Source organism: Paenibacillus sp. FSL P4-0081 (genome assembly GCF_000758565.1).
Lineage (GTDB): Bacteria > Bacillota > Bacilli > Paenibacillales > Paenibacillaceae > Paenibacillus_AQ > Paenibacillus_AQ phytohabitans.
Genome location: NZ_CP009280.1, coordinates 2850243 through 2876015, shown reverse-complemented (window position 1 = coordinate 2876015; position 25773 = coordinate 2850243). Strand labels below are relative to the sequence as shown.

The following is a 25773-nucleotide window of genomic DNA, read 5'->3' as shown; positions in this document are numbered from 1 at the left end:
TCACTCCGCTGCATCAGGCAAAGTCAATGAATATGGCAAGACGGCTGGTCCCCTGTATCACAGAGAATCAGCCGTCTTGCGGCAGAGCATCTATGAAGTTAACGGTCTACCAGCTGGACTTGGTGATACCGGGAATTTGTCCCTGGAGTGCGAGCTCGCGGAAGACGATCCGGGAAACATGGAATTTGCTTAAGTACCCCCGTGGTCTGCCGGAGACGGTGCACCGGTTTTTTTGAAGGGTAGCCGAGGAATCACGGGGCAGCTTCTGCAGCGCCATATAATCTCCCGCCGCTTTCAGCTCTCTGCGTTTGTCCGCATATTTCGCCACCAGCTCCTGCCGCTTCAGTTCCTTGACAACCTTCGATTTCTTAGCCATTGTATGGATCAGCCTCTCTTCTTCTTATTCGTTCAGCGCCGCGCTCAGCGCTTCAAGATTCTGACGCATAACGCCCAAGTAATCCAGATTATTCCTGGTGTCTTCCTCCGTCAGTCCTTCAATCGGATTCAGCACAGCTGTCTTCGCTCCAATTTCCTGGGCAATGGTGTCAGCCACGCTGGAGGATACCAGAGTCTCGAAAAAGATCGTTTTTACGTTATTCGCCTTGGCAAATTCTACGATCTCTGCCATTTGAGCAGCGGAAGGCTCCTGCTCCGGTGACAACCCGGCGATAGGCACTTGAGTTAAGCCATATTCACGGGCCAGGTATCCGAAAGCGGCATGCTGGGTAATAAAGTCCCTACGTTTCGTATCCTTCAGCCCGTCTTTGAACTCCTGGTCCAGCTGCTGCAGCTTGGCGATATAGGCTTCGCTATTAGTTTTGAAGGCTGCTGCATTCTCAGGCGAGGCTGCGGATAAAGCCGCTTCAATCGTGCGGACCTCCTGGATCGCCATAGCCGGGGCGAGCCACACATGCGGATCAAGGCCGCCGTGATCATGGCCATCTCCGGCATGTGCTTCTTCCCCATGTTCATCCTCGTGGTCATGTTCGTGATCGTGACCAGCCTCTCCGGACGCTGTGCCTTCTTCATGGGCATGCTCATGGTCATGGTCATGTCCCTCTTCCTCTTCCGTTCCTTCCATGATTTCCAGCCCTTTACTGGCTTCAATGGTAATCAGTTTGCTGCCGGAAGCCCCGTCCACAACCTGCTGCGCCCAGCCTTCCATACCGGCTCCGTTATAGACAAGCACATCCGCATCAGAAATCTCAGCCATATCCTTTGCGGTCGGCTCCCAGTCATGCGGCTCGGTGCCGGCCGGAATCAGCACTTCCACATCCGCAAGCTCACCGGTAATATTCTTCGTGAATTCATACATCGGATAGAAGCTGACCTTAATATTCAGCTTGTCCGCCGCAGGTACGGTTGTAGCTGCAGCCGCAGAGGACGGGGCGTTAGCAGGGCTGCCGGTAGAGGCAGCATTGCCTGCAGTATTGTTTCCGCAGCCGGAGACAATAAGCGTAGCGGTGAGAGACAAGACAGCAAGGTGGCGGATTTTGAATTTGGACTTTGATTTGGAATTCATCATATTTTTCGGAGACCCCTTTTCTTAAATGGTAGTAGATTTATGAATGTTGCGGCGGTTTTTCAAGGTAATCAGCCGTTGCACAGCAATGGCAATTAGCAAAAATACGAGCAGAATAAGTGCAATCGTGCCTCCGGGAGGCGTGTTGATATAATACGAAGCCGTTAAGCCGCTAAACACGCCGGTCAAGCCGACAGCGACTGAAATCAGAATGGCTGTGGTAAAACCGGACGCAACCCGCAGCGCAATGGATGCCGGGAGCACAATAAGAGCGGATACCAGCAGCACACCTACAACAGGCATGGCTGCGGCAACGGTCATGCCGGTAAGAACGGCGAACGAGAAGGACAGTAATCCGGTATGGACTCCGCCGATGCTGGCGGTTTCCTCGTCAAATGTCAGGTTGTACAGCGGCCGGCGCAGCACAATGAAGTAGACAAGTCCGGCAGCGGCCACGATGGCAATCAGCTTAAGCTGGGTATCACTCACGGCAACGATGGAGCCGAACAGGTAGGAGCTGAAGCTCTTGGTCAGGTTCTGCTTCAGGCTCATCAGCACGACGGCCAGCGCCAGGCCGGAGGTCATAATGATAGCTACCGGAAGCTCACTGTATGTACGGTAAGAACGGCGCAGCTGCTCGATAACCAGCCCTCCGGCTACGGCCACAGCGAAACCGCTGATGGCCGGGTTCCACTGCAGGACTGAACCCAGGGCCACACCTGCAAGTGAGACATGGGACAGGGTGTCCGCCATCAGCACCTGCCTGCGCAGCATCAGATATACGCCAAGCAGCGGACCAATAATGCCAATCAGGCCTCCTGCCCAAAATGCACGCTGCATGAATTCGTAACCAAGCATGTCCAGCCCTCCTGTTCCTGCCGTTCCAGGCTGATCACCGTATCCAGATAGGATCTTGTCTCTTCCAGGCCATGTGTAACCATAATGACGGTGCGGCCATGCTGGCTGACATAATGCCGCATCAGCTTGTAGAAGCCGCTGCGGCTGGCAGTATCCATGCCGGTTGCCGGCTCATCCAGCACCAGCACCTGCGGCTGCTGGGCCAGCGCCCGGGCGATGCAGATCCGCTGCTTCTGCCCGCCGGACAACTCGCCGATTCTGCGGTTGCGGTACTCCCACATATCGACCTGACGCAGGCTGCTCTCCACCAGCGCTTCCTGTTCCTTCGTGAAGCGGCGGAACAATCCCAGCCTGGAGTAGCAGCCGGAACGGACCAGCTCGATGACCTTGCTGGGGAATCCGGCATTGAAGGAGGCAACTTGCTGCGGCACATAGCCAATCACCAGCCCGCCCCCGCCGGTAAGCTCCTTGTTCAGGGAGACCGTTCCGCTCCAGGGCTTCAGCAGGCCCAGCATAAGCTTGAGCAGCGTTGTCTTCGCCGCTCCGTTGGGGCCGGTGATCCCGATGAACTGCCCGGCTTCAATATCCAGCGACAAGCGGTCAATGACCGGCTCGTTCCCGTAGCCGAACACAACATCCCGCATGGATGACAAAATCATAGCGTATCGTCCTTCCTTCTTCATTCAACTTCAGACGGAGCTAATGCACCGGCAAAGTCTATTAACATTCGCAGATATTGAATTTATTCGTAATAATTACGTTTTGACTCCATTGATATTATCGTAATAATTACGATCTGTAAACCCAAAACCGAAAATTAATCGTAATCAAACTGATTAACACTGTAATCTAGGCAGCAAAAAGCCGGAACCGACAGTCCCGATTCCGGCTCTTCCGCGAAATTAGATGCTCTTCTTGCATACCACCGTAACTCCAGATGCCTGTCTTGTATTCCACCCGGATATAAATCCCCTGTATCACCCGAGTTCAATTCTTAAACCCTAACCTTCCGCCCGCTGCACGCTCCTCCTCAGCCCTCTATTCCTGCCCGGCAGCAAGCAGCTCGTCTGCCGGCCATGGCAGCGGATTGTTGAACTCATTCCAGTCCAGCTGCATTTCTTCCGCGCTCAGCAGGCAGCGGTCCAGCCGGGCTTCGATGTCTGCACGGTTCATGCTGACGCCGATGAACACGATCTCGTTCAGCCGGTCGCCCCACTGCCCGTCCCACTTCGCCTTCACATCCGGCTCGGCGGCCAGCACCTCCTGCTGCTGGTCCTCCGGCATCGTCGCCAGCCAATAACCGGCCGGACCGAACTGAATGGACGGTCCCGCCTGGCTGACGGTTGCGGCCAGATCCCCGCGCGCGGCCAGCCATACCAGACCTTTGGCCCGGACTACCTCAGCCGGCCAGTTGCTGAAGAAGAAGCTCAGCCGTTGCGGATGGAACGGCGTTCTGCGCCGGTAGACAAAGGAGGTGATGCCGTATTCTTCCGTCTCCGGTGTATGCTCCTCCTTGCCGAGCTCCGCGATCCAGCCGGAGGACAGACTGGTCTGCTCGAAATCAAACAGACCCGTATTCAGGATCTCTGAAGGGTCGACCTCCGCATTAACCGTACGGATGATCTTCGCGCGCGGTTGAAGCCTGCGCAGCACAGCCTCCAGCTTGTTCAGCTCCTGCTCGTCCACGAGATCGCATTTGTTCAGCAGCAGCACATCGCAGGTCTCAATCTGGTCAATCAGCAGATCAACGATATCCCGGAAGTCGCCATCGCCCGCAGTCATATTGCGGTCAAGCAGACTGTCCCCCGATGCAAAATCATGCCAGAAACGGTTGGCATCGACTACCGTAACCATCGTGTCCAGTCTGGCAAGCTCAGTAAGATCAATATCCAGCTCCGGGTTCGCATAGGTGAAGGTCTGGGCTACCGGAACCGGCTCGCTGATGCCGGAAGACTCGATCAGAATATAATCGAAACGCCCTTCCGACGCGAGATTATTCACTTCCCGCAGCAGATCATCGCGAAGCGTGCAGCAGATGCAGCCATTGGACATTTCCACCAGCTTCTCCTCTGTCCGGGAGAGGGTATTGCCGGATTTTACCAGGCCCGCATCCACGTTCACCTCACTCATATCATTCACAATGACCGCTACCTTCAGGCCATCGCGGTTGTGAAGAATGTGATTCAGGAGTGTGGTTTTGCCGGAACCGAGGTATCCGCTGAGTACAGTAACAGGAATTCTCTTCATTGATTTACTCCTTACACAAATTTAGTTTAGGACAGCAGCGCACCCGCCGTCCGTCTATCAGAACTTCTTCCTTCCCAAGGTACGGCTCAGCATCCTTAGCGGGTCTCACGGTGCAGCGTTACACGCTTCAGGCGCGGGCAGTATTTCTTCATCTCAAGCCGTCCGGGCGTGGTTCTCTTATTCTTCGTAGTGGTGTAGTTGCGGTCGCCAGTCTCCGTGCAGGCCAAGGTAACGATTACTCTCACTAAAATTCAACTCCCTTTCATTTAATCGTAATTATTACGATTTACACATTCTACATGGTCCGCCTGTCCGCTGTCAACTGGTGATCCGCAAAATTTCAACTCTCTTAGAATTGTGGTCTTTCCTGCGGAGGAATTACGTATAGATGGAATTACAAGTGAAAACGGCTTGGCCTCCTTCAAGAGCGGGGCCGTTTCAGCAGGAAACAGACGGTTGCTCTGGTGAGATGCATCGAAGGTTGTATTACAAAGAAAATATGATTCTTGCAATTCCAAGAACGAAGCGGGAGAGTGAGCCATGAAGATACCTGTGATCATACTGAGCGGATTTCTGGGGAGCGGAAAAACTACTCTGCTGTTAAGTCTGCTGAAGGAGAGCAAGCGGCGGGGGCTGAATCCTGGCGTAGTCATGAATGAGCTGGGGAAAAAGGATGTCGACGGCTATATTCTGCAGGAGAATACCGGCACTAGTGTGGAAAAGCTGCTGGACGGCTGTGTATGCTGCAGCCGCAAGGAAGAGCTGCCGCGCAGCCTGGCCGCCCTGCTGGCGCGCCGTCCGGATATCATCTACATCGAGCTTACCGGCGTAGCGGACCCCGATGAAATTGCCAAATCGCTGCTGGAGATGCCTTTAGCAGACCGGCTGAAGCTGCACTTTACCATCACGCTGCTCGACGCCGAGAATGCGCTGGACTATAACAGCCGCTTCTCCGCCGATAAACAGCTGGTCCGCACTCTGCGCAAGCAGCTCACGGTGGCCGATCTGATTATCGTGAACAAAAGCGATCTGGTCGAACCGGAAACCCTATGGAAAATCGAGAAAATGGTCTATAAGCAAAACTCTGAATCTGAGATTGTTTTTACCCATTACAGCCAGATTAATCTGGCCCCGCTGCTGGCAGGCATCGCCGCCCGTGAACTGCGGAGGCCTGCGCCGCAGCGCGGACCTGGTACTATAAACGGCACATCGCTTAAACGAACCAGTCCTGGCTACGGGGGGAGCGCGACTGCTGTACAGGAGCCCGAGTCCGGCTCAAGCACCTCCTATTCGCAGGTAGCGGCAGTTACGCTGACCGTTCCGCAGGGGGGGAACGGAAGGATCCGCCGGGAGCAGCTGGAGCTTTTTTTCCGGGAATGGGGAGACAGTCTGCTTAGAGCCAAAGGTCATGTCCAGCTTGCGGAGCAGGATTCCGTACAGCTCGTGCAATATGCGGGACACCGCACAACCTGGGAAGCCTCGCGTTATCCGGGCCAGCCTTACATTGTGTGCATCGGCCTGAATTTGGACGAGAGGGCGGTCAGCCGCCGCTGGGCAGCCTTGTTCAGCTAATATCAGGCGCGGGAAGGAGCCGATGAAGCCTTTGACAACCTTTTCTCCGTTCAAAATACTGCCGCTGCTCATTCCCGCTGCCTTCCTGCTCACGATTGGCATTCTCTGGCTCCCCGGTCATCCGGAGCTGCTTAACAACGGGTATGTGGACACGTTCAAAACAGCGTTTCTCGGCATTCTGCTCGAAGCCCTGCCGTTCGTGCTCCTGGGTGCGCTGCTCTCCTCACTGCTCCGCGTCTTTGTTCCGGACGAGATGATCTCACGCTGGATTCCGCGCCATCCGGTTCCGGCTATTCTATTCGGCTGCCTGCTCGGGATCATCTTCCCCGTCTGCGAATGCGGGATGATTCCGCTTGTCCGCCGGTTAGTTCACAAAGGCATGCCGCTCTACGTCGCCATCGTCTTCATTCTATCCGGTCCGATCCTGAATCCGGTCGTCTACGGGGCCACCCTGACGGCTTTCCGTTCCCATCCGGAACTGGCCTATGCGCGGATGGGACTGGCTTTTGCCGTAGCCGCCCTAATCGGCCTTGTCATCTATGCCACCGTCCGCAAATCACCGCTGCGTCTATCCATCCCCCGCGAGGGCGGCGAGGAGCATCACCGCACTACCCGCGGCGGGCGTTTAGTCGCAGTCTTTGTGCATACGTCGGATGAGTTTTTTGAAATGGGCAAATATCTGATCATCGGCTGTCTGTTAACCGCCGGTATCCAAACCTTCATGAATCACGGCAGCCTGGCCGCTATCGGAGAGCGCCCGCTGGGCTCCTACCTGTTCATGATGGGGCTGGCCTTTGTACTCTCGCTCTGCTCCACCTCAGATGCCTTCGTCGCCTCTACCTTCCTGCATTCCTTCCCGGCCGGATCATTGCTGGCGTTCATGGTGCTGGGCCCGATGCTCGACTTCAAAAACTCACTGATGCTGCTGTCGCTGTTCAAAACCAGATTCGCGCTTTATCTGTTCTTCCTGATTGTCTCGGCCGTCTTCACCGGCTCGGTGCTGGCTTCACTCTGGCTGTAGCACCCTCACAAACTCAGCATATGCTTCCGATGCAGTTTGTCCGCAGAAACTCAGGGAGCAACCCTCACAAACTCTTAGGAGGTTCCGTATGAATAACGCCCGGAGCATCCGGTTTCACTATCTACTGAGGGCGGTTATTCTGCTCGCCTTCGCCCTCTATATCGGACATCTGGTCCAGCAGGACGCGCTTCATTATTACGTTGCCCCCAAGCTGGCCCGCTGGATCAGACTGTGTCCGGTTCCGCTCTCCCTGATGGCGCTGAGCCTCGGGCTTCAAGCCGTCCTTGGCAAAAGCAGTGTCCTGTGCGACTGTGAGCACCGCCTCCCCCGTTCCGGGCTGGGCAGCTCCGCACTGTACAGCCTGTTCCTGCTTCCGCTGCTGCTAGGGTTTCTCCTGCCTGACCGCGCACTGGGCAGTGCTGCAGCGGCCAGAAAAGGCCTCACCCTGTCTTATACAGCTTCAGAGTCCGGCAGCGGCGCGAAGTTCACTCCCTCTAACCCCTATGAGGCGGAATTTGCCGAGCTGGCCGGCAAGCTGTACGGACAGTCCGTTATTCCTGTATACCCGGAGATTTTCTCCGAGACCCTGGGCGCAATCAACCTGTATAAATCACAGTTTGAGGGCAGGGAAATCTCGGTATCCGGCTTCCTCTACCGCGAGCCGCAGGGTGCGGGCCAGTCCAGCTATGCGGTCAGCCGGTTCCTCGTCCAGTGCTGCACGGCGGATGCCACTCCGTTCGGTATTCTGCTGAAGCCGGGAACACAAATAAGCCTGCCCGCCGATACCTGGATTGAGGTTCGGGGCAAGCTTCATGTGGTGCTCTATCAGGGAGTGGAGACACTGCAGATTACTCCGGAAGTCCTAACCGCAGTTCCTGAGCCGTCCACACCTTATGTATACACTAGTGCCGACGCCGCAGCGGCCTGGGAGGAGCTGCAGCCTTGAGTGCCAGCTTAGATCACCGCATCCAGCGCATCATCGTCATCAATGGATGAACCGGGATTTACGACCTCAATGAGAAGCCGGGCCGGAATACAGATAATCTGCTGTTTGGGCCTGGAGATGAACCCCATATCCAGCGCAATGGTCAGGGGAGCATCCGAGTAAGTCATCTGTATCCCATAGTCGAACACCTTCAGGGTATTGTGACCGAACTTGGTACGGATGTCTATAATCTGTTCTTCCTTGGTCAGGGTTACCGTCTTGTACGCCTTGCCGTTCACTGTAATAACAGCCTTCAGATCTCCCTGTGCATAATGCTCATTGTGATTCGAGAACCACTTATAGCCGTAAATGGAACCGGCGGCAAGCAATACGACCAGGATCATGATGAAATCGCCACGTTTCATGGTTTTCAATGCCGTAACCCTCTCGCTGACTCTTTTATAATCGTAAAAATTACGATCCCTATAAATAATAGTTTAGCCAGGGGAAGATTGTCAACGTCTGCCCAGCCGCTTCAGCAAACTCCGCAGCCACCAGGTAATTCCGGCATAGATCAGCAGTACAATGGCCAGTGTCAGCATCCGCTCCCGGAACGATCCGTCAGCCAGCAGCACCGGCCCCAGCCCATATAGCGTTGTCAGCCCATAGAGTATGGCAAATAAAATATAGATGATCCATCTCATTCCTGTTTGCTCCTCCTCAAGGCTCTGCCTGCTAATTCCGGAGATTAATCGACCATTCCCGCAGAACCCTGTCCAGCTCTTCCACCCGGATCGGCTTGGAGATAAAGTCCTGCATCCCTGCTCGAAGGCACATTTCCTTATCTTCCTTCCGGGCAAAGGCGGTAACCGCAATAATAACCGGAGATAATCCCATCGCCTCGCGGATCCGCCCTGTAGCCTCAATACCATCCAGCACCGGCATCTGAATATCCATAAACACCAGATCATAATGACGTGTGAGCACAGCGTGAACCGCCTGCTCCCCGTTCAGGGCCACATCCGAGGTATAGCCGCGCTTATTCAAATACTTCTGCAGCAGGTGCAGATTCACCGGATGATCCTCGGCAATAAGGATCGACAGCGGACCATATTGCCCCTCCGGATAATCCATATCAAAAATTCCGTTCTTATACTCTTCAGCTGCAAGGATCTCCAGGGGCAGCGGAGGCCCCGCAACCTCACCAGACGGCATAACCTCAATCGTGAAATAGAACTCCGAGCCCTCATCTTCAATACTGTCCACACCGATCGCACCATCCAGCAGCTCGACCAGCTTCTTGCTTATGGCCAGCCCCAGTCCGGTTCCGCCGTATTTGCGGTTAATGGAAGGATGCAGCTGGGAGAACGACTGGAACAACAGGCTCTGGCTGTCCTGCGGAATTCCAATACCGGTATCTGTCACCGAGAATCTGAGAATCATTGACCCGGGTTCCCGTACAGGTTCCAGCTTCACGGAAATACCGACTTCCCCTTCTTCCGTGAATTTCACCGCATTGCCGACCAGATTCACGAGGATTTGCCGCAGCCGGATTTCATCCGTTATTACAAGACCGGGAATCTCCGGGTCTGCTTCGCTGCGCAGGGTCAGCCCTTTTTCTTTGACCCGCGGATAAAAGAGTTCACATACATTCTGAATCACTTGCCGGACATCGACCGGCTGCAGATCCAGCGTCATCATACCGGATTCAATCTTGCTGAAATCCAGCACCTCATTCAGAATATGCAGCAGTGCTCCACCGCTTTTATTAATAATCTGCGTGTAGTATTCCTGCTCTTCCGTAAGCTCTGTCCCCGAGAGCAGATCAGCCATGCCAATAATCCCATTCATCGGAGTGCGCAGCTCGTGGCTCATAATGGCCAGGAATTCTGATTTGGCCCGGTCGGCCTGCTCCGCTGATTCCTTGGCACGCACAACCGCCTTCTCCTCGGTAATGTCACGGAATACCACTACCGCACCCTTGCGTTCCCCGTTATCATATAATGCCGTCATGCGGTATTTAACGAGGAAGCTGGAACCGTCCTGTCTCCAGAAAATCCCTTCCTGCTCCCGCTCATAGGAGAGATTAGTCGTAAGCAGCTCTGCAAGGGTCCTATGCCCTCCGCGGTAGAGTTCCCCGTCCATCCAGGTCTGGGCGATCGTCTGCAGCTTGATATTGCTGGCCAGCTCCCCGGGAGCGTAACCCAGCATAATGGAAGCCGCCGGATTAATAAAGACCGTATCCCCCTGCAGATTGATGCCAAAGATCCCTTCCGAAACCGAATTCAATATCAGCGCATGCTCATAACTGAGCTTCTCAATCTGTTCCAGATGCCGTTTGCGTTCGGTGATATCGCTCGTGATCGCAAACACGCCTACCACCTGGCTGTCCAGCAGAATAGGTACATAAATCATGCCAACCTCAACCGTCTGCCCGTCACGGCGGATGATCCGGGTCTCAAAGGTCTGGGCCATCCCCCCGGCAGCGGCAAGAAAACGGTTATTCACAAATGCCAGCTCATCCGCATCAATAATCTCACTGTAGCTTGAATGCAGCAGTGTTTCACGGGAATAGCCGGTGAGCTGCTGCAGACTGGCATTCAGCGACTGGATGCAGCCCTGCAGATCCATTGCACTGATCGCGGACGGATTATATTCGAACAGCGACTTGTACCGGTTCTCGCTTTCCAGCAGCTTCAGTTCATATTGCTTGCGCTCAGAGATATTCCGGGTAACCCCAATCATCTCTGTAATTCCCGGGGTTCCCGTCTCCGTATGCCGCAGCGTAGTCTCCACCCACAGATAAGAGCCGTCCTTGCACAGATAACGGAAGACGATAGGCTCCAGCTTCAAGCCCTTCTTACTGTCGTCCAGAAAAGCCTGCACACAGGCAAAATCGTCAGGATGGATATAATCCATCCCATTCGTGCCGACCATTTCTTCCGGAGTATATCCGAACATCTGCTGGCAGACCGGAGAAGCATACAGATATGTCGCCTGTTCATCTGTCGCATTGCGTGAGATAAAGTCCTGAGAATTCTCCGAGATCAGGCGGTAATTCCGTTCGCTGTCGCGAAGCTGTTCTTCCATCCGGTGGCGTTCCGTAACATCCTGCACAATGCCGCGGATCTGCTGAACCTTGCCTGTCGCATCAAGGATAACCTCCCAGTGCGCATAGATCACTTTACGCCCGCCGCTGCCATTCCTGATTCTGAAGGTCGCCTCACCTTGGGTGCCTGACTTCAGTGTATGATGCAGCTCCTCACGCAGCGCCCCCAGATCATCCTTCACCACACAATCCAGGAGCAGCTGATAATCAATCCGGGTATGACTGCCCTGGCAGCCGCCCAGTTCAAAAATAGCCCGCATCTGGCTGGAAACCGTCAACTCCGCATAGACCGAATTCCATTCCCACGAACCCATCTGCCCAAGCTCCTGTGCAGACGCCAGCATCTCCTCATATTTCTTCCGTTCTGTAACATCACGGGCAATGGTCAGTACCTGCTGCACTTCACCTTCACTGTCCCGCATAACCTGAAACGAGCTTTCAATCCAAATGTAATGGCCGTCTTTATGCCTTGCCCGGCGGGTAAAGACATCGTTGTCCGAGTATAGCTTGCCCTGCTCGGTCATCTCTAGCGCGTCAACTTCATGATAATATTCCGGCCTTTTCCTGCCGATCATCTCACTTGCGGAGTAACCCATCACTTTCTCAACAGAGGGAGAAACATATCGCAAGGTTCCATCCGGATCGGCAAAGGAGATCATGTCCGGAGTATTTTGCGTAATCAGCTTGTAGAGCTGGTGATCCTCCTCAATCTTCTTCTCTGCTACCTTGCGTGCGGTAATATCGGTCATCTCCGCAATCAGCTGCAGGGGCCTGCCTGTCGATTCATCAATAATTAAAAATAGATGCAGCGCCACCCAGATGATCTCCCCATCTTTGCGCACAAACCGTTTCTCTTTATCTACAGCCGCGCCGGGACTGCGCAGCAAATACTTCATAATCACGCCGTGATCCACGGTATGCTCATCCTCCGGATAGGCAATATCCAGATAACGCAGATCCTTAAGTTCATCCTCTGTATATCCGAACATCCCGCAAAAGGCAGGATTGGCCATGAGCATTGTACCATTGTCAATGGATACTACCGCATAGCCTATGGAAGAACGTAAATACAAATGCTTAAAAAGTGTGTCAGACAAAGCTCGAGCCTCCTCTGTGAAAGTGGGGGACATAAATTATTATCAGTATACCTTTTTTTCGGAAAATATGCTCCAGCTCTGAAGTCACACCAATAATCAGGCAGTATATTCAATGCGTCAAAAAACCGCCCCGGTCAAGTAAATGACGTCAAGGCGGTTGTTATATGATTTTTATAATATTGGATTGTACCTGATATAAGACAGGGCAGGCCTCTATTAGTCCAGCCTCTTGCGCGGCAGCCAGAAGGCACAGAACACGGCAAGGACAAGAGAACAGCCTGCGAGCAGCCATTTATCGTTATCCCATTCGCTATTTATCAGGCCGAATAAATAAAATCGGCCGGTCAGCTTGCCTTTGGTCATGAAATCAAGCAGATACCAGGAGAACCCGGCAATGTATCCGGCAGAGATGTTGCCGATCAAGAGCGCAGCCGTCATTCCCGCTGATCCTATCGCAACTGCGGTAATCACTGTCCCGCCGATCATCGGCCACAGTTCAAAATCAGCACCGCTCCCATGCATCCATGTGAATAAGGCAGTCACCACAAGGAAGATATAGAGAACGGTGAGCAGCCAGCGGAAAAGAAATACCGGATGATGCCTTACCCGCTTGGCATAGAGCACTTCACCAATCCCGCCATCCTCCAGCAGGCCCAGGTGGGGGAAGACAATCAATCCCAGAAAGCTGATCAGCTGTTCCCCCAGCTTCGCAGCCTGAACCCTGTTCATCAGTGCCGGCTCCATGAAGAACGGGACGACAGCCAGAAGCACTGCGGACAGGAGCCATGAATAATGTGCAGTCAGCCTGAGGTTGTACCCGGCCAGCGGGCGGATGATCTGCCGGCTCATCTAAGCGCCTCCGCTGCAGATGCCGCCACACTTCCTTTAGCTGTCTTCCTGCTCAGCGTCTTGGCTGAATCCAGCCGGCTGCGGTTTCTTTCCCATAACCAGGCGGCTCCTGCAGCCAATAATACAGAGAGTATTAAATAGAAGCTACGGTTAAGTGCAATCTCATCCGTCCACTTCCAGTATAACTCGTAGTCATTAGGCGAGTTGAAGCGGATGAACAGCCGGTTCAGCCCATAAGAGCCTAACAACGGCAGTACCGATACGAACCACCAGATAATCTGCAGGGCGATGGGTACGATCCCCCGGCGGAACAGCATCGAGCCGAACATCCCGAAGGCAACGGAAATCCATAACGTCGGCAGTAGCCACCATGCTGTGTATCCAAGGAAGATTACAACAGCCTGTCCCGTCTGGCCGGTAAGCCCCAGTGAATTTACGGTCTGCCAGCCGCCGATGACAGCCAGGATGAGGTAGATCAAAGAGAGCATGACACCTTGTGCAATAAACTTCGAACCGACATACACCCAAGGCGAAATCCTGCGGCTGTAAATCAATTCATTCATCCGGCTTGAGCGGTCCCGGAGCAGCAGAAAGGCAGACAGAAAGACCGGAAAGATCCCTGCTGGCAGCGAGAGATAATCACTGAAGTAGCGTGCGGCTCCGGGCAGCAATTCACCTGCATCCACCTTAGCGTTATAGCGGGCAAGATCCGCTTCCTGCGCCTTTATGGCTTCATCAACAGACTCAATGGCAGAACCGAATTCCCCCAGCCCTTGCTGGTATATACTTTTCCCGCCCAATTGATTGTTCACTGACTCAGCGATAGTGTATACCTCATCCATAGTATACTTATCCGGATTCTTCAGAACCTCATCCAGCTGGGAGATCGCTGCAGACAGGGCTGTCTTCTCCTTCTCGCTCAGCTTAACCTTGAATGGAAAACCCAGCCTGATCTTCTGGCTGGTTCCGGCATCCAGATTCCAGCCCATTTCCTTCCTCATTTGTTCGGCCAAATCGCGGGTATCCGCCGGCTGCTTCCAGCCGTAATACGGGTGTTCAATAGTACCTACATTCTGCGGCGTACTTATAACCGGGGAACCCAGCTCGCCCCAGGTTTCCTCCGTAGCATAAGAGGTGAAATAGAAGAACACGCTCGCGATAATAAACAGATAAAAAACCAGGCTGCGCAGCGTCATGCGCATCTCTTTGCCGATCAGTGCCATCATACGAAGGATTCCTCCCTGCGCATGAGATGCAGATAAGCATCTTCAATCGACGGCGCGGTCTGCTGTGCCCCTGCATAAGGCTGTTCATCTGCAAGCACCCGCACCCGCATATTCCTTCCTTCCGGCACAGCAGACAGAACCGGGAACCGGTCGCGGTCCCGTTCCCACTCCACCCGGTCAAGCTCGGCTATCCAGACACGGCCGGCGGCGGCGGCAGTCAAATCGCCTATTCTGCCGTGATAACGCAGGCGCCCCTTATGCAGCACGGTCATCTGCTCACAGGTGGACTCCACGTCTTCGACGACATGCGTGGACAAGAGAACAATTCTGCCTTCGGCAAAGCGGCTGAGCAGCCGCCGGAAACGGATCCGCTCTTCTGGGTCCAGCCCTGCAGTCGGTTCATCCACGATCAGCAGCTTCGGCTCATGCACCATTGCCTGGGCTACGCCGAGCCGGCGCTTCATTCCCCCGGATAATGCCTTCACCTTCGTACGGCGCTGCTCGGTAAGGTTAACCAGCTCCAGCAGCTTGTCTATTCTCCGCTTCCGCTCTGCACGGCCGGATATGCCCGATAGCAGCGCCAGATAATCCATCGCCTCCACTACCGTCATCCCCGGATAAAAGGCGAATTCCTGCGGCAAATAGCCAACCAGTTCCCGGATCCGGGCCTTATCTTTCAAGGCAACACCACCAATCTCCACCGTTCCAGAGGTAGGCTCCAGCAAGGTGGCAAGCAGACGCATCAGCGTGGTTTTACCTGCTCCGTTAGGTCCGAGCAGGCCGTGAATGCCTTCGCCCACCCGGAAGCTGATATCCTGCAGTGCCTGCTTGTTTCCGTAGGTCTTGGTTAAATGATTAATAATTAGCTCCATCCCAGTCTTCTCCCCCGTTCTTACAATTCCCTGTTCACCCGTCATTCTCCGGACTCCACGACAATTCAAGCTTCTCAATCAGCAGACCTGCTGCGATCAGAAGGAGCGACAGCGCCACGCATAGTTCCTTATCAATCTTTCCAATCGAGATCATCAGGGCAAAAACAGCCGTTAGGATTGTGACACATGATATTGTCATTGCCTTGCGCCTGGCCAGCATCCTGCGGTTATGCAGCACTTTCTCTGCATCACGCTTGTCATATTCCAGCAGACGCGCTTTGCGGTAGACCTCATCCAGAAATAACTGTTCCGGTTCGTTTGACCTCACAATCCCACTCCTCCTTTTCGTAAATCTGCCTAAGCTTCTTGCGCGCCCGGTGCAGCAGCACCTTGAAGCTAACCATATTGCGTCGCATTACTGCTGCCGCCTGCTCATAAGACATCTGTCCCACATCCACCAGATAGACCGCCTGGCAGTAATCCGGCTTCATCTGGCGCAGCCTTCTGCGCCATTCCAGGTCTTCTTCACGGATAATAGCCAGCCGCTCGGGATCGTCTGTTCCCTGTGTATGTACGCAGCCGTATCTCCCGAATCCGCCGCGGTCTGCCGGACCATCACCCTGTGACCTGCGGTCTTCCGGATTATGGCTCTCTTCCGCGGTCAAGGTACGCTGTCTGCTGCGCTTGCGGATGGAGTCAATGCTTTTATTGCGCAGGATCGTGAACAGATAGGTTTGGAAGGATGCACGGTGATCATACTTCTCCGGATACACCAGCAGATAAGCGAAACAATCCTGCGCCAGATCCTCGGCCGTATGATAATCTCCGGTCAAGTGGTACGCAAAACGTACCGCCGGCTTCCTGTACTTACACACCAGCCACTCAAAAGCCTCCAGGCTTCCGTCCCGGAACCTGACCAGTACAGCCTCTTCTTCCGCGGAATTATCCTTCGCTTCCTCTGACTCAGGGTCTTCCGCATGTTCTCTTCCGTTTCCGTTCGTCTTACGCCGCCTCCTCTCCCGCTGAGCCATCTACTGGTTATTCGTTTACCTCCGGCAAAAGGTTACAGTCTGTCCGCAAAAAATAACCCCACTAAGTGGGGACCCAAAACAAAAATTATCCTTACAACAGAAACGGTAATGCCGTCCTAATGAGGGCTGTCGTTTCTTCAAGAAGCTGGATGGAGCAGCAAACTATGGCTTACGCCTGCTGCTGGGCCAGCTGTGAGATTCCTGCAATGATTATTTTCAGGCCTGTACGGAACATGTTATCCGAACCCAGCTCGCGGAATAAGCCATTATGGTGCATACGCTGCACCACGTTCGGTCCTTCTCCGGACAGATGTGCAAGCGAATCCATAAACATTCCCTGCGCTGCGCCCTCCGCTTCCTTCTTCATGGCTGTATCGACTCTGCGTTGCTCATATTTATCGAGTTCAAAAGCAATCACATAGTTCAGCAGGCAGGCAATCGAGGAAAACTTGTCGCTGTCGCTGACGGGATGATGATCCACGATCTGCAGAAGCGAGTTGATTAAGGCCAGATAGTCCGGCTCGGAAGGTACCGTTCTCATTAACAGCTGGGCGGAACACGGATACTTAATCATTACGCTGCGGATCATCGATGCACATTGAAACAGCTGCTCTTCCCACTCTCCTTCGAGCTTAGCAGACTGCAGGGCCTCTTTCGCCACCTCATTGGCGAGCGTCTGAAACAGGCTCTGCTTGCTTTTGAAATGCCAATACAGCGAAGGGGCCTGGATATGCAGCAGATCCGCCAGCTTCCTCATACTGAAATCCTCAATGCCTATTTGGTCAAGCAGCTCCCAGGCTGCCTTGATGATATTTGGTTCGGTAATTTGCAGATTTTTGATTCTCATACGAGCCCTCCCGAGTACAAGCTGTTTCTATTCTAAGCGATCCTGCAAACAGGGTCTACCATCGTTAGATAATTCATGCGGCAGAATAAACTTACAGCGTTAGATATTTTCCTTTACAGTTAAAAAAGGCAGTGCTATATTAATCTCACACCGTTAGATTGAGGGTGCAGAGATCCTTACCGGCCGGAGGGGTCAGCTGCTTTCCGATCATTATTCAAGCTTCGCAGGATGACCCATATTAATTTTAAGAGGACGTGTACTGCAATGAATCCATCCGCAACAGAAGCCGCCCTGCAAGGCGGCAAGCCTTTTTCGATCAAACCGCTTATCCCTGTACTCTTCTCGCTCATTGCCGGAATGCTGCTGGTTATGCTGGACAATACCATTATGAATGTGGCCATACCTGAGCTGGAGAATGTATTTCACACCAGCCTAAAGACCATCCAATGGGCGATTACCGGCTACACGCTGGCTACCTCCATGATCATTCCGCTCGCAGGGTGGTTCTCGGACAGATTTACCGCTAAGCGTGTTTTTCTTGTATCTATTCTATTGTTCACTGTCGGCTCCCTGCTGTGTGCAGCGGCCCAGTCCCCGGCTCAGCTGATTGTTTTCCGGATTATGCAGGGTCTTGGCGGCGGCATGGTGGCTCCTATCGGCATGGCCTTATCCTTCAAAATCGCCCCGCCTGAGCGGAGAGGCGAGCTGATGGGCTTCCTCGCCATGCCCATGCTGATCGCTCCGCTGCTCGGCCCCGTGTTATCCGGATGGCTGCTTGAATATGTGAGCTGGCATTGGATTTTCCTGATCAATCTGCCTATCGGCCTGATCGCAATCTATTTAGGGATGAAGTATCTTCCGGTCTCCGACAAAGGAGCCTCCGCCAAGTTGGACATTTGGGGAATGATCCTGTCCCCGCTGGCCTTCTCCAGTCTCGTCTTCGGAGTGCACAGAGGTGGCGCGGAGGGTTGGACAGACTTCTATACATTGCTGCCGCTCGCCTTCGGCTTAGTTGCTCTGTCTCTGTTTGTTATTGTAGAGCTTCGTCAGAAGGAGCCACTGCTTGAGCTGCGCTCCTTCCGTTCCTTCGAGTTCACCAAAGGCATTATTCTGGTCTGGATTAATCAGATTGCGTTATTCGGTTCGATACTGCTCATTCCCTTATACCTCCAGCAGGTTAGAGGCTTCTCCTCCTTGGAGTCCGGGATGATGATCATCCCGCAGGCGCTGGTCAGCTTCGCCGGCGTTATGGCTGGGGGCAGACTTCTTGACAAATACGGAGCACGGATTCCTGTGTTCTCCGGTCTTGTGCTGCTCTCGGCTGCACTCGTTCTTCTGTCACGGCTGGACAGCGATACGACGATCTATGCGATGATTGGATCCTTCGCCCTTCTGGGACTGGGCCAGGGTCTCACCACCATGCAGCTCGGCACCCATGTACTCAAGTCGGCACCCAAAGACCTGATCAGCCGGGTAACCCCGCTGACCACCTCCGCCCAGCAGATTGTCGGCTCCTTCGCCATTGCCATCATCTCCGGTCTATTGTCTTCCAACATCGCTGAGCACATGAGCCAGGCCAGCTCCGCTTCAGCTTATGCCCATACTGCAGCGATGGTTGCAGGGTTCCGCGACACCTTCCTGCTTCCGCTGAGTCTGGCACTTTGCGGGGTTGTATTGAGTCTGTTCCTGCGGAAGCAGGAGCACGGAAGCGGGCAGTGAATAAGGTATTTAAAGAGGCCATCGCGCTACGCAAGTTGATCGGCATGAAGTTGTAAGTGCATCCGGATTCGCCTCACATAGCGCACATCACGTGTATCACGCATATCACGCATATCACGCATATCACGCATATCACGCATATCACGCATATCACGCATATCACGCAAAAAAAGATGCTCCCCTTACCGGGTAGCATCTTTTGCGGCTTCACGTTTCTCATCCCGCCCACATCAGTCCTATAATTGGTGCATTGTCTTCGGTTTTTCGCATACATCCGGCCCATCTGCCCTAACATTGGTGCATTGTCTTCGGTTTTTCGCATACATTCGTCCCATCTGACCTATCGCTGGTGCATTGTATTCGGTTTTTCGCATACATCCGGCCCATCTGCCCTAACATTGGTGCATTGTATTCGGTTTTCCGCATACATTCGGCCCATCTGCCCTAGCGTTGGTGCATTATATTCGGTTTTTCGCATACATCCGGCCCATCTGCCCTATCGCTGGTGCATTGTACTCGGTTTTTCGCATACATCCGACCCATCTGCCCTAACATTGGTGCATTGTCTTCGGTTTTTCGCATACATTCGGCTCATCTGCCCTATCGCTGGTGCATTGCTCCGATTGTATTCGGTTTTTCGCATACATCCGGCTCATTTGCCCTATCGCTGGTACATTGTATTCGGTTTTTCGCATACATCCGGCTCATCTGCCCTATCGCTGGTGCATTGTATTCGGTTTTTCGCATACATCCGGCTCATCTGCCCTATCGCTGGTGCATTGTATTCGGTTTTTCGCATACATCCCGCTCATCTGGCTACTTTTGGTGGACTCAGAGGGAACTTCATCCCCTGATTTCCCCACAACGCCTACTTTCGGCGAATTCAGGCGCACTTTTACCCCTCATTTCCGTTTGCCGCCCAATTCCGGCAAATTCAGGGGCACTTTTACCCCTCATTTCCGTTTGCCGCCCAATTCCGGCAAATTAGGGGCACTTCTGCCCCTCATTCACCCACCTAGCCTCTTTCCAGCCTACATTCCACCCATTAGCTCAAAAATCAAAATGGCTCGTAATTGCCTGAGCAATTACGAGCCATATTTGTAAAACGGATGCGGTCAAGAGGACTCGAACCTCCACGATATTGCTATCACTGGCACCTGAAGCCAGCGCGTCTGCCAATTCCGCCATGACCGCATATTATGTAGTTCAGTGATTCAATCACCGTAATTAAGAATATACTCTCTTTAAATATAAATTGCAAGCATTATTTATTGGTGATTATTACAGCACTATGAAAGTCCTGCTATCCACTCAATGACCCGCAAATAATATGCATGGAATATTATTGAAATACTTATTATTATAATGTATATTCCTCATATGGATTAATAATATAAGGAGGAATAACATGGATTCTTTAGATTACAAGATCATCTCAGCAATAATGAATAACGGCAGGATCACCTGGTCCGAGCTTGCCGGACTGCTGGGCCTTTCTTCTCCTGCCACTGCAGACAGGGTTCGGCGGCTGGAAGAGCAAGGTGTCATTACCGGATATACGGCGCTGATCGACGCGGAATCTGCCGGTTACGGATTGGCTGCACTGATTGCCGTATCGCTGGAGCGGCCGGAACACCGGCAAGGCTTCATAGAACTCGTGATGAAGCTGCCGGAGGTTCAGGAATGCCATCACACTGCCGGGGATGATGATTACATCCTGAAGCTGCGCTGCCGGGGAACAAGGGATCTGGACAGGATCATCAGCGATGAGATCAAAGGCCTGCCGGGTATCGTGCGGACCCGCACTACGATTATCCTCGGAACGGTCAAAGAAACTCCGCATGTACCGCTGCCCCCGGCAGAACGCACACGATGAATATATGGCTGGCCATGTTAAGCGGTCTCAGCTTCGGCTTCATTATTGCCGCTCCTGTCGGCCCGATGTCTCTGCTGTGCATGAACCGTACACTGAAGTCCGGCTTCACTGCCGGTCTCGCCACGGGCGCCGGAATAGCGCTCGCTGACGCCTTCTATGCGCTGGTGACCGTTGCCAGCTTCCGGGTTGTGAATGATTTCACCACCACCTACGCCCTTCCGCTTCGTCTGCTAGGCAGCCTGTTTCTCGGCTACCTGGGGCTGAAGGCGATATGGCCGGGTCCGGCCAAGGCAGAACCGGTAACAGCAGCCGTGCGCAACGGAAATATCTACAGCCTGTCCTCCGCCTGCCTGTTGACACTAGCCAATCCGGCAACACTTCTGTCCTTCATGGCGCTTGCCGCTTCCCTGGGCCAGTCAATCAGCGCCTCCCTGTTTCTTCCGGCAGGTATTGCTCTGGGCTCCTTCGCCTGGTGGCTGCTGTTATCCGGCCTAATCGCCCTTATCAGGGGCAGGCTGTCCGGCAGCTTCAGCCGGTTCCTGAGCCTGGGCACCGCAATCATACTGGTTCTGTTCAGCTTATACGGCAGCTTCACCGTATTGTCCACTTATTGGGGGCAATTGTTATGAAGACCGCCCGCGGTTCCTCTGCTAATCCAGCCTCTGCTTTGCCGCAAGAACAACAGCGTCACTCCCGGCCGCACAGCCCGCTCCAGCTGGTGCATTTCCTGGCCGGATATTTCATTTCCAGAATCGGAGACGCCATATACACCTTTTGTCTGCCGCTGCTCTCCTACAGGCTGTCCGGGTCTGTGCTGGTAATGAGCTCGCTGTTTGCCGTCAGTGTGCTGCCGGTCATACTGTTCGCCCCTTTTGCCGGAGTGATCCTCGACCGGTTCAATCGCAAGCGGCTGATGCTCTGCGCAGATCTGATCCGAATGGGGCTCATTGCCCTCATTCCTATACTGGCACATTACGGACTGCTCGCCATTTGGCATCTGTACGTCATTTCTCTGCTCTTATCCATTGTATCAACAGGTTATGATATAGCGGTTGTAACCCTCATTCCGGCGCTGTCCGGGAAGAATCTTACCCGGGGGAATGCCGGAGTTCAGACAGCAGGCCAGCTGGCCGATATGCTCGGACCGGCGGTCGCGGGAGGGTTGGCCTCGCTTATGAGCATTACTTCCATCCTGTGGCTGGATGTCGCCTCCTTCGCGGTCATTCTCTGCGTTCTGTACCGGCTTCCGCAGGAACCCGCACGGACACGCAGCGCCAAGCCTGCTTTTGCCGCCGAAATGTCCCAGGGCTTCCTCTGGCTGATCCGCAGCCCGGTCCAATTGGCCCTATCATTACAGACAGCCATCGGCAACTTCGGCTACAGTGCAGCGTATGCCACCCTGACCTACTACCTGATTATCAATCTTCATTTAACTACAGGTCAAATGGGCATGACTTATACCTTGCTCGCTGCCGGAGGAGTCGCCGGGAGCCTTGCAGTTATTTATCTCGACCGGCATTTCAGGCGCGGCCGCCTGATTCCGGTGCTGCTGCTGGCCGGAACCTGCGGATTTGTACTGGCCGGCTTCAATGCCTCCTGGCTGGCGCCGGGAATCGGCTTCGGCCTGGTCGCTGCCTGCAACACCTCCTGGTCCGTCTTGTCCGCTTCCATCCGCCAGGAGCAGGTTCCGCCCGAGCTGCTCGGCAGAGTGCTGAGCTTCTCCAGAGTCGTCACCCGCACGGCTATGCCGGCCGGTGCATTACTCGGCGGCTGGATGAGCGGTGCATTGGCCCCCGGTGCAGTATTTCTGCTGGCCGCCGCCGCCAAACTGATCGAGGTGCTTATTGCTGTTGCTTCACCAATCCGCAGATTGTGACTGTGCCTACGCCAGTACCTTCAGCACATCCTCGATTTTACGCTGATGGGACAGCACACCATAATTCATCCAGGCCATGAAATCAACCTCGTATACACAGCGGTTGCGCACAGCGGGCAGGCTTCTCCATAGCTGTGTATCGAGCAGCTCCCGGCTTTCACCTTCCTGCTTGTCAAACGTTATAAACAGATGATCTGCGGTCAGCTCAGACAATTCTTCACGGCTCAGGTTCACACGCTTCTGTCCCCGGGTAAGCCTGCTGACAAATCCATGCCGCTGGAGCCCCAGATCCTCATGCAGAACGCTTGCTGAATATCCCAGCTCATCACAGCCATACAGAGCAACTCCATAAGCGGAAATCCGCAGTAACGCTACCGTCTGTCCCCGGATGCTGCGGCTGAGCATCCGCTTGGCCTGCCGGGCCTGCTGCTCATAATGGCCGATAACTTCCTGCACCCGTTCCGTTCTGCCGAAGACAGCAGCTGCGGAGCGGAGCGTTGCCCGCCAGTCCTCCTGATGGAACGGAAGCCGGAGCAGCGGGGCCACCTGGCGGCATTCCCCCAGCTGCCAGCGCTGAAAGCCGTCATCCAGTATAATCAGCTCGGGCATATACCGGGAGAGTCCTTGCCAGTCTCCGCTCGAAATATCAAAGGCAGGAACCTGATCAAGACCCAGATACTCCTGCTTCCCCCACTGGGCATGACAATATTGCACCACCGGAGTAATCCCCAATGCCAGCAGATAATCCTCCAGAAAAGGGGCAAATACGCGGACTCCCTCCTGATGAAGGCTCCTGTATTGGCCGGGAGTTACACCAACTGTTCCTTTGAAGCGGCGGTTGAAATAGTACTCATTGCTGTAGCCGACAGCCAGTGCAACATCATGCAGGCGGTCCCTGGTCAGCAGCAGCTGCTGCTGTGCCCGTTCAATACGCAGTCCATTCAAGTACTCCAAGGGAATCTGACCGGTAATCTCTCTAAAAAGCTGAGTATAACGCGCACGGCCAATCCCTGCAAGCTCAGCCAGCTGGTCGACAGATAAGGCTTCATTGAAATGGTCCTCCATATAGCGGATCGAACGCTCCACCGCCTCATGATCATCCCTGGTCTTCATCGCCGGAGAATTCGCCCGCATGATCAGCAGCAGGAGCTCCTGAAAACGGGTCTGAGCCGCAAACCATTCAATATCCTCGGCACTCCTGCGGCTAAGATAAATGGAATCCAGCAGCAGTACACACTGCGAATAAGGTCTGCAGTTAAGGAATCCTGGCCGGAGCATGCCATCTCCAGACTTCCTTTCTACTCCGTCAGGTTTGCTGCCTCCGGTATGAATAACCTCAAAGCCAATCCGGTAAAAGCTCAGCCCCCGCTCTCCGGCCCGGATTCTGTTTAGTGATCCGGCCTCTATCAGAAATGCGGCACCTTTCTCCAAGGGATATTGCCTGTCATCCGCTTTGAGCCAGCCCTGCCCTTCCGAAACTATAATTAATGTATGTTCCTTGTACACATCTGTCGGTTCATTTCCAGACGGGGACTGGGCAACGGTTTCTATGTTAATCAGGCTATAGAATAGCCTTCTTCCGGTATTTTCCTGTACTAGATCCGCCATTCCACCCCTCCTTATTGAGAATCATTATCACCAACTCAGTGTAAAACAAAAAAGAAGATCTATCAACTGTGCTGATAGACCTTCTTTTCACTTGCTTCATCAAAATTATGTTATTTCACCATTACCTTCAGCAGATCGTCGAGCTTCATCGTATTTGCCGTGATTGCACCGGATTGCCAGTGGGAACGTTCCATTCTGTAGATGTTCCCGTTCTTCACCGCAGGCAGGTTCTTCCACAGAGGGCCATCGAGAATCTGAATCGCCTCCTGATTAGCCGCAGTATCCCAGTCTCCGTTGTCAGGGAATACAATGATGTGATCCGCTTCAAGCGCTGGTATCACTTCTTCGGAAATAATGGACTGATATTCCGTCATCTCAGCGGCCATCGGGACAGGTGTCAGACCGAATTGATCATAGAGCACACCGGTAAAGCGGTTTTTGACTCCAAAAAGAGCAAAGGTTTTGTCCGCGACATTAAGCCGGATTACAGCTACCTTTTCCTGTCCCAGAGCCTGCTGCAGCTTGGCTTTACCATCGGCTACCTTCTGGTCATACTCAGCAAGTACAGCCTCACCCTTCTCCGGAATACCCAGCGCATCGGCAATCGCTGTGAGCATTAGCCTTGAATCCTGCAGCACGCTCTCCGGCAGACGGTAGGTTGGCGCCACCATGGAATATTGTTCATACTTAGCGGCATCTGCACCGCCATCGGTAATGATCAGATCGGGATTTTTGTCGAGCAACGCTTCCATACTGCCGCTAATATCGAATTCAGGCACATCCAGATTCAGATAATCCTGCTTGCCCCAGCTTGGATGATACCACTGCACCACTGGAGTAACGCCTAGTGCCTTCAGATAATCTTCTACATAGATCCCCGCCACCCGCTTAGGATTTACGGGAATTTCTACATCTCCGAATTCTCCGGTAATCGTACGGGTCGCTCCTTCTTCTGAGGCATTATTGCTGCTCTCTGTAGGAGTTGCACTGGCTGCTGCTGCCTCTTCCGCTGCATTCCCTGCTTGGACAGCGTTGCCCTCCGCAGCCTTGTTAGCAGTCCCGCAAGCCGCCAAAGCGGACATTGCCAGCATAAGTACGATTGTCCAGATAAACTTCCGGCCCCGGTTTGTCATTTCTCTCTTCACTCCTATGTCTGTTTTCATTGATTATCATTCTCATGTAATCTTAATGACAATAGTAGCATGTCCTGATCAGCTTTCAATGCACTTTCTCTGCCAAAATCTTATACAAACTAAGCGTATTGAATTTAGCTGTAATTGGATACGGCAGCCGTTCTTTTCTAAGGACGGTAACGTTTCAGCGAGAAATAGAAGGATAAGTGATCCTGTGAAACATATAAATTCTTATAGTTATCAAAAAAATTGACCCCGCCAGCAAGCGGCGGAGTCCATAGTTCATAAACATATATAGCACATACAAGTTGAGGATATCCTTAATATACCATCCGTTTGTAAATGGAATGTGTGAGGTAATCCATGAAAATAATAAATATATCCG

The 25773-nt window shown here is 53.5% G+C and carries 24 protein-coding genes and 1 tRNA gene; 7 read left to right on the top strand and 18 right to left on the bottom strand.

Annotated features, from left to right (window positions below; translation table 11 throughout):
• Positions 1–106: 106 nt before the first annotated feature.
• The 6 genes from rpsN to rpmG all read right to left on the bottom strand — a co-directional run bounded on the left by rpsN (position 107) and on the right by rpmG (position 4872).
• Positions 107–376, bottom strand: coding sequence for a 30S ribosomal protein S14 (gene rpsN, locus P40081_RS11990; protein WP_042135662.1), 270 nt, complete (start codon positions 374–376; stop codon positions 107–109).
• Between the two features lie 24 nt (positions 377–400).
• Positions 401–1525 (bottom strand): metal ABC transporter substrate-binding protein, encoded by a 1125-nt coding sequence (locus tag P40081_RS11985; protein WP_231575335.1) that lies wholly within the window; start codon positions 1523–1525, stop codon positions 401–403.
• 21 nt (positions 1526–1546) lie between these two features.
• Positions 1547–2386, bottom strand: a complete 840-nt coding sequence (locus P40081_RS11980; RefSeq protein ID WP_042135661.1) for a metal ABC transporter permease — start codon at positions 2384–2386, stop codon at positions 1547–1549.
• Entirely contained in the window at positions 2332–3039 is a 708-nt protein-coding gene (locus tag P40081_RS11975) for a metal ABC transporter ATP-binding protein (RefSeq protein WP_039308718.1), read from the bottom strand. Before P40081_RS11975 ends, P40081_RS11980 begins: the two co-directional genes overlap by 55 nt.
• A gap of 379 nt (positions 3040–3418) precedes the next feature.
• Entirely contained in the window at positions 3419–4627 is a 1209-nt protein-coding gene (locus P40081_RS11970; protein WP_042135660.1) for a GTP-binding protein, read from the bottom strand.
• A 95-nt stretch (positions 4628–4722) separates the two neighbouring features.
• A complete protein-coding gene (gene rpmG, locus P40081_RS11965; RefSeq protein WP_042135659.1) occupies positions 4723–4872 on the bottom strand; it encodes a 50S ribosomal protein L33 in 150 nt (49 codons plus the stop codon).
• Between the two features lie 295 nt (positions 4873–5167).
• Between rpmG and P40081_RS11960 the strand changes: the two genes are divergently transcribed.
• The 3 genes from P40081_RS11960 (at position 5168) to P40081_RS11950 (ending at position 8166) form a co-directional block, all read left to right on the top strand.
• Positions 5168–6199, top strand: a complete 1032-nt coding sequence (locus P40081_RS11960; protein WP_042135657.1) for a CobW family GTP-binding protein — start codon at positions 5168–5170, stop codon at positions 6197–6199.
• A gap of 22 nt (positions 6200–6221) precedes the next feature.
• Positions 6222–7220 carry a permease gene (locus tag P40081_RS11955; protein WP_042135656.1) on the top strand — a complete coding sequence of 333 codons (999 nt, stop codon included), beginning with the start codon at positions 6222–6224 and terminating at the stop codon, positions 7218–7220.
• Positions 7221–7308: 88 nt separating this feature from the next.
• Entirely contained in the window at positions 7309–8166 is an 858-nt protein-coding gene (locus P40081_RS11950; protein WP_042135654.1) for a TIGR03943 family putative permease subunit, read from the top strand.
• 8 nt (positions 8167–8174) lie between these two features.
• Here the strand turns inward: P40081_RS11950 and P40081_RS11945 are convergent, their stop codons facing one another.
• The 9 genes from P40081_RS11945 to P40081_RS11905 form a co-directional block, all read right to left on the bottom strand.
• A complete protein-coding gene (locus tag P40081_RS11945) occupies positions 8175–8570 on the bottom strand; it encodes a NusG domain II-containing protein (protein WP_042140998.1) in 396 nt (131 codons plus the stop codon).
• 90 nt (positions 8571–8660) lie between these two features.
• Positions 8661–8849, bottom strand: coding sequence for a DUF6954 family protein (locus P40081_RS11940; protein ID WP_042135652.1), 189 nt, complete (start codon positions 8847–8849; stop codon positions 8661–8663).
• Between the two features lie 31 nt (positions 8850–8880).
• Entirely contained in the window at positions 8881–12351 is a 3471-nt protein-coding gene (locus P40081_RS11935; protein ID WP_052421786.1) for a PAS domain S-box protein, read from the bottom strand.
• A 216-nt stretch (positions 12352–12567) separates the two neighbouring features.
• Entirely contained in the window at positions 12568–13200 is a 633-nt protein-coding gene (locus tag P40081_RS11930; protein ID WP_042135648.1) for a hypothetical protein, read from the bottom strand.
• Positions 13197–14426 (bottom strand): ABC transporter permease, encoded by a 1230-nt coding sequence (locus P40081_RS11925; protein ID WP_042135646.1) that lies wholly within the window; start codon positions 14424–14426, stop codon positions 13197–13199. The genes P40081_RS11930 and P40081_RS11925 overlap by 4 nt, the downstream gene beginning before the upstream one ends.
• A complete protein-coding gene (locus P40081_RS11920; RefSeq protein WP_231575334.1) occupies positions 14423–15343 on the bottom strand; it encodes an ABC transporter ATP-binding protein in 921 nt (306 codons plus the stop codon). Before P40081_RS11920 ends, P40081_RS11925 begins: the two co-directional genes overlap by 4 nt.
• Complete coding sequence (locus P40081_RS11915; protein ID WP_042135644.1) at positions 15333–15626, bottom strand: hypothetical protein; 294 nt, start codon at positions 15624–15626, stop codon at positions 15333–15335. The genes P40081_RS11920 and P40081_RS11915 overlap by 11 nt, the downstream gene beginning before the upstream one ends.
• Positions 15589–16329: an RNA polymerase sigma factor gene (locus P40081_RS11910; RefSeq protein ID WP_042135643.1), complete on the bottom strand. Its 741-nt coding sequence runs from the start codon at positions 16327–16329 to the stop codon at positions 15589–15591. The genes P40081_RS11915 and P40081_RS11910 overlap by 38 nt, the downstream gene beginning before the upstream one ends.
• Before the next feature lie 169 nt (positions 16330–16498).
• The gene (locus P40081_RS11905; protein WP_042135641.1) at positions 16499–17176 is read right to left on the bottom strand and encodes a TetR/AcrR family transcriptional regulator C-terminal domain-containing protein; all 678 of its coding nucleotides are present in this window, start codon (positions 17174–17176) and stop codon (positions 16499–16501) included.
• 264 nt (positions 17177–17440) lie between these two features.
• On the opposite strand from P40081_RS11905, the gene P40081_RS11900 reads away from it, so the two are divergent.
• A complete protein-coding gene (locus P40081_RS11900) occupies positions 17441–18895 on the top strand; it encodes an MDR family MFS transporter (protein ID WP_042135640.1) in 1455 nt (484 codons plus the stop codon).
• Between the two features lie 1110 nt (positions 18896–20005).
• On the opposite strand, the gene P40081_RS11895 is transcribed toward P40081_RS11900, so the two are convergent.
• A tRNA-Leu gene (locus P40081_RS11895) sits at positions 20006–20089 on the bottom strand.
• A 214-nt stretch (positions 20090–20303) separates the two neighbouring features.
• Between P40081_RS11895 and P40081_RS11890 the strand changes: the two genes are divergently transcribed.
• Genes P40081_RS11890 through P40081_RS11880 form a run of 3 tightly spaced genes read left to right on the top strand, consistent with a single transcriptional unit; the run spans position 20304 to position 22647 of the window.
• Positions 20304–20771 (top strand): Lrp/AsnC family transcriptional regulator, encoded by a 468-nt coding sequence (locus P40081_RS11890; RefSeq protein ID WP_042135639.1) that lies wholly within the window; start codon positions 20304–20306, stop codon positions 20769–20771.
• Complete coding sequence (locus P40081_RS11885; RefSeq protein WP_042135638.1) at positions 20768–21400, top strand: LysE family translocator; 633 nt, start codon at positions 20768–20770, stop codon at positions 21398–21400. The genes P40081_RS11890 and P40081_RS11885 overlap by 4 nt, the downstream gene beginning before the upstream one ends.
• The gene (locus P40081_RS11880; protein WP_052421785.1) at positions 21397–22647 is read left to right on the top strand and encodes an MFS transporter; all 1251 of its coding nucleotides are present in this window, start codon (positions 21397–21399) and stop codon (positions 22645–22647) included. The genes P40081_RS11885 and P40081_RS11880 overlap by 4 nt, the downstream gene beginning before the upstream one ends.
• A 6-nt stretch (positions 22648–22653) precedes the next feature.
• Here P40081_RS11880 and P40081_RS11875 read toward each other — a convergent pair whose 3' ends face one another.
• Both P40081_RS11875 and P40081_RS11870 read right to left on the bottom strand, forming a co-directional pair.
• A complete protein-coding gene (locus tag P40081_RS11875) occupies positions 22654–24255 on the bottom strand; it encodes a helix-turn-helix domain-containing protein (protein ID WP_052421784.1) in 1602 nt (533 codons plus the stop codon).
• A 110-nt stretch (positions 24256–24365) separates the two neighbouring features.
• Positions 24366–25388, bottom strand: a complete 1023-nt coding sequence (locus P40081_RS11870) for an ABC transporter substrate-binding protein (protein ID WP_042135636.1) — start codon at positions 25386–25388, stop codon at positions 24366–24368.
• Between the last annotated feature and the right edge of the window lie 385 nt (positions 25389–25773).